This window comes from Vibrio sp. 1S139, assembly GCF_041439475.1.
Classification (GTDB): Bacteria; Pseudomonadota; Gammaproteobacteria; order Enterobacterales; family Vibrionaceae; genus Vibrio; species Vibrio crassostreae_C.
The window spans coordinates 1-12,101 of the sequence record NZ_JBGOOD010000059.1 but is presented as its reverse complement, the minus strand read 5'-3'; the positions used below and the strand labels follow the sequence as shown (position 1 = coordinate 12,101).

Genomic DNA, 12,101 nt, shown 5'->3' with positions numbered 1-12,101 from the left:
ATAAGACTATTACGCATCCAACTAGGTAATACGACACCGTCATGATTATATGTTATGAAAATGTTACCTAAGGAAATGACGTGTCCCTATTACAAGAACTAGAAGAGTGGCTACCAGAAATGGTAGAAATTAGACGAAATATTCATCAACACCCAGAACTGGGTTTTGAAGAGCACAACACACAAAGTATGGTAATCGCCAAGCTCAAGGAATATGGCGTTGAACAAATAGACTCTCGCTTTGGAGGAACAGGCGTTGTTGCGGTTATCCAAGGGGAACTCGGTGACGGAAAAACTTTAGGTTTAAGAGCCGATCTGGACGCATTGCCGATCCACGAAGAAAACAACTTTTCTCACCGTTCTTGTCAGGCCGGAAAAATGCACGCATGTGGACATGATGGACATACCACAATGCTGCTATATGCAGCAAAATACCTCGCAAAAAACCGTCAATTTAATGGTAAAGCCGTACTCATTTTTCAACCCGCTGAAGAAGGCGTTGGTGGCGCGCAAAAAATGCTTCAGGATGGCTTACTTGAGTGCTATCCATTAGATGCATGTTACGCACTTCATAACATGCCAGGAATACCAGAAGGGCATTTCGCATTCAAAGAAGGACCGATCATGGCAAGTTCCGATCGTCTCTTTATTCAGATTAATGGCAAAAGTGGGCATGCGGGCCTACCACAAAACACTCAAGATCCTTTATTAGTTGCGACCCATATCTATCAAGGTATACAAGGCTTAGTTAGTCGAACTTATAGCCCGTTTGAACCGCTTGTCGTTTCAGTCACACAGTTACATTGCGGTGAGACAACTAACGCTATCGCTGATACCGCTCAAATGAGTGGCACCTTCAGAACTCTCTCCCAAAATGTGCGAGACCGCTTGGTCTCTCAACTTGATACTTTGGTTTCTCACACTGCCATGGCTTTCGACATGACCGCACAATTCTCCCTAGGTCCAATATCTCACCCACCCACCGTCAACAGCTTCCCCGAAGTCGAGACAGCAGTGAAAGCCGCCTCTTCAGTCGTTGGTAATGATCAGGTTAACGCAACATGTGAGGCTTTATTAGCCAGCGAAGACTTTTCTTTTTTTCTAGACCAAGTACCGGGATGTTATGGGTTCATCGGCAACGGATTAACCATCAATGGAGAAACGATAGGCTTGCACCACAAGAACTACGATTTCAATGATCGAGTGTTACCGACCGGAGCCGCATACTTCATCTCTCTACTTCAACAAAACTAGCTCATAAAAATTAGCACAGGGGTCACGGTGACCCTCAATAATCACAGGAGTGTGAAATGTCAGGTTTACTAGATCAAAAACAACTCCCTCAGAAAGTCAGCATAATTGATCGTATTGAGAAGTTTGGTGACCGAATACCCCATCCATTCTATATGTTTATTACCTTATGCTTAGCGGTCATATTCTTGTCTTGGATAGTGTCGACTTTTGGTGGGAATATAGCGCACCCTTTGAGCGGAGATGAAATCAAAGTAAAGAACCTGCTCAGTGGCGAAGGGTTTGTGTACATTCTAAATTCAGCTGTATCAAATTTTATCGCGTTTAAACCTCTTGGTTTGGTACTTTGCATGATGCTCGCGGTAGGGCTTGTTCAAGAAGTAGGATTAGCAGACTCAGCAATTAAACAATCGCTTTTAAACGCACCCAAAAATTTCGTAACTGCCTCTATATTTCTAACCGGGATCATCGGTAACTTAGCATCTGATGCGGCGTTTATCTTAGTGCCTCCTTTAGCTGGCATCATTTTCTCTGCGACCAATCGAAACCCTGTCGTAGGAATTGCTGCTGGCTTTGTTGCTGTGGCCGCAGGCTTTACTGCCAACGTATTTATCGCAGGAACGGATGTTTTACTCTCCGGTATTTCAACAGAAGCTGCCCGCATTGTTGAACCTGTAGAAGTTAGCCCCGCGGCTAACTGGTACTTCATGCTTCTTTCGGTACCTCTCTTGGTCATACTTGGAACACTTATAACAGACAAATACATAGAGCCGCGATTTGATAAGCAAACAAAACGCTCTGCCGAAGAGTCTCCACTGAGCACTGAAAACCCTGAGAAATATAGTGTCACCGACATTCAAAAACGAGCTTTAAAATGGTCTGGGTACGCATCAATTGTTTTTATCCTAGGAATGGTGGCGCTACTACTTCCAAGTGATTCGCCATTGAAAAACGCCGATGGCGGCTTAGTTCCATCTCCCTTCCTTACTGGCATAATCCCAATAATTATGGCGTTTTTCATTATGAATGCCGTGGTTTACGGTGTAAAAGCCGGAGAGATAAAGAAAGCGAGTGATGTGCCCGATCTGATGGCGAAGTCATTGCATGGTATTGGGGGTTACATCGTCTTAGTTTTTGTTATTGCCCAATTTATTGCTTGGTTTAATTGGTCTAACTTGGCTATATTTTTCGCTGTGAATGGCGCTGAAATGCTCGCTCAGGTTGAAGTGCCAAAGCTATTAATGTTAGCCATGTTTATGATACTTGCAGGGTTCATGAACCTGATTGTTTTCAGTGGTTCGGCTCAATGGGCAATCATGGCCCCAGTCTTTATTCCACTATTCATGCTACTGGATATATCACCTGAATATACTCAGATGGCTTACCGAATCGCAGACTCAACAACCAATATTATATCTCCAACAAACCCTTACGTGCCGATGGTATTAGCGTTGATAGCCAAATATAACCCCAACGTAAAATTCGGTACATTTCTAGCTATGATGGTCCCATATGCATTCTTTCTATTTACAATCTGGGGAGCTGTATTCTTGACCTACACTATGCTAGGTCTACCTGTTGGACCTATGTAGACCGCGTAAACTACAGTTTGAGACTGACTTGCTTTCTGAGCATTAGATTAAACTCATCGATGATCTGTCGGTGAGTTTCTTTTCTTGTAATTAGCCCAATTGAACGATATTGAATTGGTTTTACTATTGGGATAAATCTCAAGTTCTCATGAGCATGTAATGAAGCGATGGTTGAGGATAAAATAGCAGAACCTAAACCGCTATCGATCATACCAAGCAATGTTGAAGTGTGTGACGCACTAATTTCAGGATCATAGGTAAGACCTGCTCGCATAAATGCCTGGTCAGCAAGTGTTCTTAAACTATTTCCTGGACTGATACCAATAGAAGCATACTGATGAGCCTGCTTCCAGTTAACCTCACTCTCTGCACTCAAGTGATGAGCCTTATTACAGGTAAAGCATAAGTGATCACGAAACAGCAGTTCAAAATTTAGTTCCGAGTTATTAGGGGGAGTACCAATACCTATATCCGCACGTCCTTCTAGAACTGAATTATGGATATCATTAACTCGCTCCTCAATTAACCGAAACGAAAAAGATGGGTGCGTTCTTTTCAGCTCACTGATGGTTTTCGGAACCAATGAAGAACACATTGAATACAAAGACGAGATAACCAGCGTTCGATGGTAGCCTTGCTGACGAGCTTTATTTTCCAACTCCCACTTATCCAAACGGTTAACAATGAACAAAGCTTCTTGATAGAACGTACGACCAGTTTCAGTTAGCAGTATTTTTCGGCCTCTTTTCTCAATAAGTTCTGAGGCAGTTTGTACCGCAAGTTTTTGCATCATTTGGCTCAATGCAGATTGCGTAATGTGTATTTGTTCAGCCGCGGCTGTAAAACTTTTAGTTTCAGCAAGAGTAATAAACGCTTTAAGTTGTCGATAACTCACATCCATAAGACTGACACCACCTTAAGTATTTTCTTTGCACAAAGTTATCGATTACGAAACATCAATAAGAAGACTCACAATATAAGATTCACACAAAGCGATAGAGTCAGTTCAGCGTCATGGGTTGCTACAATGTGTGTGGCTTCTCATTAAAAATCATATCAAGCAGAAAGTTTTACAACCGTTCTGTGCCCTTCCAATTTAGAGTGCGAAGTGACTAAGGAGTTGGACTTTACTGATGCTTATGGTTGTTCAGTGTTCCATGAGATGTGAGGTGCGTTAACAGTTTAGCGTTAGATAGGAAATTATTGCGGGTTTAGATTTGAAAGTTAAATTAACCGTGAAGCATATATGTTATCCAAACTAGGCTCTAACAACTCAGAGCCCAATAAAGACGATTACAAATTGAGTTTTGGTTTGAAAGTTGAAATTTAGTCACCAAAGAAACTAAATGTAAGAATGCAAAATAGCTACTCTCGAGGGATAATTAGTGGCTGTCACTATTAAGAGACAAACCTGTTGTCTGTCACTCTTAAACCCACTGGCCTGCTGCAAAGCCAGAGCTCCAGCACCATTGGAAGTTATATCCTCCTAACCAACCTGTTACGTCCATTACTTCACCGATGAAGTAGAGGCCAGAAACCGTCTTACATTCCATGGTTTTTGAAGATAGATGATTGGTGTCCACACCGCCTAGAGTCACTTCCGCTGTTTTCCTAACACAGTCCATAAGTTGTCAAAATACAATTTATCAATTCTGTATTTTATGCTTCAAGCTTAACTTGCAGCGCTGTAAGTTCTCAAGAAACCGAACTGATGTAAAAACCAAATTAGCAGTTCAACAATGGTTATACCCACATTTTTAAACCGCATTGGGGAGATGTCATGGGCTTTGCTAAGAACCCGATAACATCAAATAACAATGCATAACTATTCAACTAGTGTATTACATTGGTTGGACTGAATTAGCCAAACGCTTTTCATGCCCTAAAGGTGTAGTGTAAAAACGCTGTTCAATACCGTAGAGCAAATATTTCAGCTCATCGTCTGAGTTGATTTCAAACTTACTGTTTTCTTTATCGAACGTTAACTTTTGCTCACAGTAACTATGAATATACGAATACATTTGGTCTCGTTCTTCCACTGGTAATGCCGCCAGTGTATCCATTGCCAATGCGATACGTTTACGGTTAGGCTTTGATACCTTCGACGTATCATAACCATCAGCAAGCTCAATAAAGTCCTCTTCTAAGAACTTTTCAACCTCTTCTTTTGTTGCTTCTTTATAGAGCTCATCAATACCTTTAAAGATGCTAGATATTGTCGCTAGACTCTTAAATACTAACTTATCCTGCGCTTTGTAGTAGATAGCATCAGCCACTTGATTAACAACCAAACGCTTTTCAGTACTTTCAAGCTCCGCGGCTTCACCGAATGCAATCATCTTCTTGGTAACAAAAAGAGAAGGCGTTATTTTTTGAAAATAGAAATTATTGCCTTGAATAGCATAAAGCTGAGCAATGTCTTTAAACTTAGCTTTTGGAAGGTCGTCATAATCTTTTGAATCAAAATCGACTTTAAGAATATCAAGACAGTATGGCTGTTGACTAAAGTTATCGATTTTAAACCACGAATCTTCGTCTAGGTTGTGGTCAGGGGCATAATCAACACTGGTATCATCAGTAACGACCAACTCCTCGAACAGTGTTTCGTCGGAAAGCAACTTAAAGACATTCTTTTTATTGCGACCTTTAACTTTAGTCAGTACTGAATCCACGATTACCCTCGCTCAATAAATGTATAATTATTAATACGATAAGCTTTGCCTATCACTATATCACGTGGTGTTTTATAGCGCTCTCGGCTTATCAAAAAGATGGTTGCACCATTTTTCGTTTTGATGTTGTAGAACTCAAATCCAAACAATAAAAATAGTGGGTTGAAGTAAAGTGCCTGTGATAAGAAAGTAAACACGAACAGAACACCATAGACAAAAAACAAGGTTTCCCAGTTGCCGATACTTAATGCAACAAAAAAGTAGCCTAAGTAGCTAGGAAGAAAGCTGTTATTAGCATACTCAACCTCAACCACCTGTCCCGCTTTGAACTCATCTTTACCAAGGTATCGACTGAAGAAAATACTCAGCCCACTTAACGATATTGGTATTAGGAGGTAAAAAATGTATGAAATTGCGTTCGGCAAGGTGACTAAGTATGTGCACTTATCAAAAAAGTAACCCAACGTGTAAGCCTTCTGCACCACAAAGATTATCAACAACAAGGACGTTGCCGTAACCGTGAGCAGGAGCCGATACGCAATGTTCATCATTTCACCGTAACTTGACCATTCATTAGCATTGGGAGAAGCCAATCACGAAGTTCTTCGAGTTTTTTACTTTCCAAAGATACAACATTAATTTTCTCAAATATTGGTTCTATTATCTTGTAATACTCTTTCAAAACATCTTCTTTGGGGATTATGATGTTCGAATCATCAACTATGCCTTTATTTATATGCGGTTGTTGAGCCCCTGTTCTCAAAGACATTAACCTTGGTAACTCACGCGATAAATAAGGATAAAGAAAACCATTCTTCAATGTTTCAGTTTCTCGTAATCCAACAACCGACTGATTAAAAGCGGCATCTATAGCTAAAATTGATACCCGTAAATGTCTAACAATAGATAGAACAACACTTCCTTTGGGCATAAGTTCTGCCGCAGAGTTACCTAAACCAGATAGGGTAACGTTTTCTTCGGAACCAATTATGGGGAAGTTAGCGACTTCACCAGAATTGAGCCAAGGAATATCGGCGTTATCCCAGTACTCTGCATTTTTGGTTGAAGGTGTTCCTCCCAGGGATGTTTTAACCACCTTGCCTAACTTTTTAACCTCCCACCCCTCTGGAATTTCATGCCTTAAAGTTTTGTTATAAATCATTTTCCCTCCAGACTTTTTGTAGGGCCTATTACGAAGGTCTGGAAAATCAAATTGTATGAACCAATAGTCATATATTGTTTTAGCTATTTGTTCTAATTCAGAACTAATACGACGATTCAAATTGATCTTACTCTCAAGATCATCGAGCACTTTTAGTATTTTTTTTTGCTCAATAACATCCGGAAGAGGGACTTTCACATCATAGATTCTTTCTGGAGATGTGTGCTTAACTTTTGAGCCTGACGAAGTTAGGCGTATCTGTTCACGTACACTTTTAGTTTTAAATAAGTGATAAACATATTCTACAAGTAATTTCTCTGGATCAGTCGTAATCAACCCTAATCGTTGATTATGTAAGTAATGATCAGACTTTGGAACTCGAGCACAACTACCTAGTAAACCAGCAGCCTGCTCTGTCATCGCAACAATCAAGTCACCAGCTTTATGGAGGTAACCTTGTGGCACATCTCCAGTATAGTACTTTTCTTTTCCAACCTGGCTTTTGAAACCCCCTTCTTCGTAGAAGTTGCCAGGAGTAAGAACAATGTAGTCTGTTACTTCATTAGTAAAGAACTCACTCTTAAAAGGAAAACCATGTTTAATAAACAGCTTCCCCTTAAGGCTAGATATTGGCCAATTACTCATACTGTAGACTCGCCAGTTGGTTTTTAACTTTGAGTTCTAACTCTCGTGACTCATCAAACAAACTTTCTAAATTTTCATTTAAGTCTTTAATTTTATTTAAAAATCGCTCCGATGTTATCTCCACATAATCCATTTTTACATCAAAATATTGACCAGCATTCAAATTGAAGTTCTTATCTTCAATTTCTTCATAACTAACTGAAACTGAAAAGCCATCAACCGAATCTTTATTGTTAAACACGTCTATAATTTGTTGTTCTTCGACAGCTGATAGAACTGTTTTTTGGTTTTTCCCATCTTTCACTTTTTCACCCAACTGGGAGGCATCAACCAAAACAACACTGTCTTTATTAGACTTATCAATAAAAATTATCGATACATTTGTATTTGTAGTCGCAAAAATATTAGCTGGCATTGAAACGACGCCCGCCAACATTTCATCTTTAACAAGTTTTTTCAGTATCTTATTATCAATACCTGATTTTGCAGTAATAAAGCCTGTTGGTACAACAACAGCGGCTTTTCCGCTAGGTTTAAGCGAGTAGATAATGTGTTGTAAGAAAAGGGTATAGATCTTCATCTTATCCTTCTCTTTTTTCGGTACTTTAGGTACTCCAGCAAAAAAACGCTTTTGGTTCTCTTTACTTTCTAGCTCTTCACTAATTTCACTAAAGTCCAATTTAAAAGGTGGATTAGATACAATGTAATCAAATTTCTTTAGAGCAGCTCCTTCCTTATGGTGAGGATGACGTAATGTGTCACCTTCAATCACATTAGGAATTGAATGCACCAAATTGTTTAAAATTAAGTTCAGTCGAAGAAGGTTCGATGACTTCTTCGAGATATCTTGAGTAAAGATAGAGCAACGGCTTTCACCAATGGCATGTGCAACGTTCATCAGTAAAGTACCGGAGCCGGCTGATGGGTCATAACAGCTTACGTTACTGACTTTTCCTTGCTGTTCTTCTGGCACAAGAATGTTAGCCATAATGCGAGCAACGGCATGAGGTGTATAGTACTCGGCATACTTGCCGCCTGAATTACTGTTGTAGTCTTTTATTAGGTATTCAAAGATCACGGCATAGAAGTCGTACTTTTGAGTAAAAATACGCTCAAAACTAAACTCAGCAATGCTATTAATGATCGCACGACAAAAGTCATCACGCTTACTAACGGTCACGTATTCACTAATCGATTCAAACAGTGCCACCTTTTCACCCGAGTCTGTCATTACTGAGAAGGTATCGCTATTTAGCATAGAGATATCGCGTAGTGTGTCATCGAAAAGCTTAGCGAAATCAGCTTCATTTTGTTTTGCAAACAAAGTTGAGATGAAGTGCTCTTGTTTTAGCTCTGCCGCATCGGCTGGCAACTGCATCGCCAGCATTTCTCGCTCATTATCGCTTAGTGCGAGAAACGCTTGTTCCCAGTTGTCGCTGCTTGCTAGCTTGGGTTCTATTTGCTTCGTTTCATAAGTGAACTTATCGTTCAGTAACTTATACAAAAACACCTGAGTAATGATCTTAAACTCACTCGCATCATTACCTAGACCATTACGGGCACAGGTTGATTTTAAATCATCAATCAGCTGCTTAGTTTTACTCTGAAAATCTTGTTCTACCATTTGTTTCCTACCACGGCGCTCGGCCGTTAAATTCGTTTAAATACTCTCGTACCACCAAAGTATTGATATGTTTCGCGGCTACAGGAGTTAAGTTGATTTTTTGTTCCATCTTGAACTGTTTGATGGTGTTAGGCATCACTGTACGTTCAAAATAGCTCTCGTTATTGAGCAACTGCTGATTGTTCAACACTTGCTCATCAGTTAGCTGCTTGATTGCCGCTAGAGCTTCAAAAATACGGCGTTCAACTAAGTTTTCAGTGCTCTCAAACAGCTTACTATGCTGGCCTTCTCCTCGTTTACCCTCAAGGAGTCGCTTATGAGTTCTAGCGTACTTTTCATCACCTAAGTATTTAGCTTTATAACGGCTGTTTTCTTGGTTAAGCACCTTTACTCGCTCATGAATCTTTCGCAAAGCACCAATGTTCTGATCCATCTGTTCTTGGCTTACTTCACTCAAATTCTTGGTTTTGAATAGGCGTTCTAACTCTTCTTTCAAAGCAATAAATTTCGGGTCAGCTTGGTCTATGTTACCAGCCAAAGCCTCACGGGTTTTGCGTAAGGTGTTTTTAAGTTCGTCTGCTAACTTAAGTTCACTTTCACCGACCTTAGTAAACATAAATACGACATCTTCTAGCGCCGCATTTAGTAAGTTAGTGGTATCGGTACTGTTCTCTATTTGCTCTTTTAAGTTCAAGCTTCCCAAGTGATCATTGGTATATCTGTACAAGACGTTAAGCTTAGCGAAATCTAGCTCCTGAAGCTGCTCAGTATCCCCTTGAAGGCGGATGAGATTATACAGGTCTTTAGCACTCTCTAAGGCTTTTTTTAAAGCGAGTATCTGTTTGCGATCTGAGATCTGGCCAATCTGTTGCTGGAACAATTCAGTGTTCTCAGTATCGAATTGGAATAACACATCTTTTATGTACTCAATCTCTTCGCACACTTCTTCATGACTTTTGAACAAGTTGGAATAACTGTCCATTTCATCGCCAAGTTCATTTTTTAGCTCATCAAAATAGGCTTTATTGGTCGCGTCAAATTCAGCGCTGATATCAGCAAAATCAACTACGTAACCATAGCGGAACTCTTTGTAGGTGCGGTTTACACGTGTTAACGCTTGAAGTAGGTTGTGCTTTTTAATGACTCGACCTAAATAAAGCTTTTTCAATCGTTTAGCATCAAAGCCCGTAAGTAGCATGTTGTAGACAAACACGAAGTCTATTTCACCTGCTTTATATTGTTCTACCCACTCTTTACGCTCTTCCTTACTACCTACATCATGTAAAATCAGAGCAGCTGAATGTACTTGGTTATCTCGTTTTAACTTTTCGTTGTAGCTAGCCCTTGGCTCATGAATAACGCTTTCTTTTACCACTGCCTCTTCAGACTTAGAACTAGCAGGTAAAACAGGCCTGGTGGCATAAATAGCATTAAACTGTTTGAAAAGTTCTTTTGCTTGTTCAGAGCTATCACAAATTACCATTCCACCAATGCTGTTATCTCCCCACGAAGAGCGGCTTTTTTCAAAGTCCTGAACGATGTAGTTCAGCATAGGTTCTACGAATCTAGGGTGGGCATAGGCTTGCTTCTTATCGATACTTCCTTGCTGCAATTCTACCTCTTGCAGAGCTTCACGCATTGCCATGACATAATTGCTAGCAATCTCTTCACGAATTAAACGTAAGGTATAGCCATCTGCAATTGACGCGTTGTAGTAATACTTGTGGATGTAATTGCCAAAAATCTGTTTAGAGCTAAATGCTTTGGACTCTTTAGTTGGATCTTTATCCTTTTCCTCCAGAAGCAACGGAGTACCTGTTAGACCTATCTTAATTGCATTGGGGTCTGACTGGGTGAGGTTGGCTAAGAAACTACCTTTAGGGTTGTAGCTACGATGCACTTCATCTAAAAAGTAAACACGTTGGATACTGACGTCATAATCAACTGTTCGTAGAACACTAGGGTCATCCTCGAACTTTTGAATATTAACAACGGTGATCTCCGGCTTACCCGAATCATTATGGATCACCTTAGTTGCCTTGATACTCTGAGCAAAAGCTTCTCTAGAGTTCACAGTATGAACCATTAACCCACGACTCGTAAATTCACGCTGTGCCTGAATAAGTAGATCAATCCGGTCAACAATAAAATAGAACTTAGGGATTATGTGTTGCTTTTGATAGTAGTCAGTTAAGTGCCTTACGTTGTAATAAGCCAGAGCCGTTTTTCCACTTCCCTGGGTATGCCAAATAATGCCTTTCTTAATGCCTTCACTTAACTTATTTTCAATCGCTTTGGTCGCAAACAGCTGTGGATAACGCATCACGTGTTTTTGTAGACCATCAGTTTCTTTAACGTACGCTAGCGAATATCTCAGCATGAACGCAAGGCGCTCTGGGTTAAGAAGTGACGTGCATATTCTATTGGTTGGCGCGTCATAGTCTTTGTTGGTGAGGAATTCAGGGCTATGTTTAATAACAGTGTAGTTATTGTCTTTTAGAACAAAGTTCTCAGTCTCATCGGCTAAAGGCTTAAGTAGCTTAGTAAGATTAAGAACTTCTTCTTCTCGGAAGTAGTTGAAGGTAGGCTTTGTATAAGATGAACTCGCATAGAACGCCCCTTGAATAGGCTCGGGGCTACCATCATCGTACTCCATGTTATTAGAAAACAGCATGAGCTGAGTAATATTAACGAAGCGTCTAAATTTGGGATTTTGGAAACGTTCATTGATTCGCTTGCGTTCATCTAGAACACCATCTTTATTATTTGGTTTTTTAACCTCAATAAAGACTAAAGGCATACCGTTAATGAGCAGAATGATATCTGGACGAAACTTTTCATCACCGTTCTTGTATGTAAGCTCTGTTACTACGTGTAGGCTATTTTTTGAGAAGTCATCAAAATCGATGAGTTTTGTACCGGAACGACTCGTCAGTTTTTCATAAAAAGCACGGCCTAGATCTTCATTGTCTAAGCTTAACTTCAAGTCATCCAAGCAACGTTCAATATCCCCACCATCCATTCTAGGATTAATACGTTCAATCGACTCTTTGAAGATATCCGGGAAAATGTTGGTATCAGTGCACCAAGTAGCCTGCTTTAAAGTAAGCGTCTTTAAATCGACACATTCAATCATCGAAACGAACGTCGTAACCT

General features: G+C 40.1%; 8 protein-coding genes and 1 pseudogene. 2 read left to right on the top strand and 7 right to left on the bottom strand.

Translation table 11 applies throughout. The features are described from left to right. Window positions 1-80 precede the first annotated feature (80 nt). Together ACED46_RS17245 and ACED46_RS17240 are read left to right on the top strand one after the other, a co-directional pair. Window positions 81-1,253: an amidohydrolase gene (locus tag ACED46_RS17245; RefSeq protein WP_017079350.1), complete on the top strand. Its 1,173-nt coding sequence runs from the start codon at window positions 81-83 to the stop codon at window positions 1,251-1,253. Between the two features lie 56 nt (window positions 1,254-1,309). Next, window positions 1,310-2,842, top strand: a complete 1,533-nt coding sequence (locus tag ACED46_RS17240; RefSeq protein WP_102332585.1) for an AbgT family transporter — start codon at window positions 1,310-1,312, stop codon at window positions 2,840-2,842. A gap of 10 nt (window positions 2,843-2,852) precedes the next feature. Here the strand turns inward: ACED46_RS17240 and ACED46_RS17235 are convergent, their stop codons facing one another. The 7 genes and pseudogenes from ACED46_RS17235 to ACED46_RS17205 form a co-directional block, all read right to left on the bottom strand. Further along, window positions 2,853-3,743, bottom strand: coding sequence for a LysR family transcriptional regulator (locus tag ACED46_RS17235; RefSeq protein ID WP_017079352.1), 891 nt, complete (start codon window positions 3,741-3,743; stop codon window positions 2,853-2,855). Between the two features lie 526 nt (window positions 3,744-4,269). Beyond that, window positions 4,270-4,452: pseudogene (locus tag ACED46_RS17230) on the bottom strand (NAD(P)/FAD-dependent oxidoreductase); the annotation flags it as partial. A gap of 231 nt (window positions 4,453-4,683) precedes the next feature. Then, a complete protein-coding gene (locus ACED46_RS17225) occupies window positions 4,684-5,514 on the bottom strand; it encodes an ATP F0F1 synthase synthase (protein ID WP_371721997.1) in 831 nt (276 codons plus the stop codon). Window positions 5,515-5,516: 2 nt separating this feature from the next. Next, window positions 5,517-6,062, bottom strand: a complete 546-nt coding sequence (locus ACED46_RS17220; RefSeq protein WP_371722002.1) for a hypothetical protein — start codon at window positions 6,060-6,062, stop codon at window positions 5,517-5,519. After that, complete coding sequence (locus tag ACED46_RS17215) at window positions 6,062-7,321, bottom strand: restriction endonuclease subunit S (RefSeq protein ID WP_371721996.1); 1,260 nt, start codon at window positions 7,319-7,321, stop codon at window positions 6,062-6,064. The genes ACED46_RS17220 and ACED46_RS17215 overlap by 1 nt, the downstream gene beginning before the upstream one ends. Further along, complete coding sequence (locus ACED46_RS17210) at window positions 7,314-8,945, bottom strand: class I SAM-dependent DNA methyltransferase (RefSeq protein WP_371721995.1); 1,632 nt, start codon at window positions 8,943-8,945, stop codon at window positions 7,314-7,316. Before ACED46_RS17210 ends, ACED46_RS17215 begins: the two co-directional genes overlap by 8 nt. Before the next feature lie 7 nt (window positions 8,946-8,952). After that, window positions 8,953-12,081, bottom strand: a complete 3,129-nt coding sequence (locus ACED46_RS17205) for a type I restriction endonuclease subunit R (RefSeq protein WP_371722001.1) — start codon at window positions 12,079-12,081, stop codon at window positions 8,953-8,955. Window positions 12,082-12,101 lie beyond the last annotated feature (20 nt).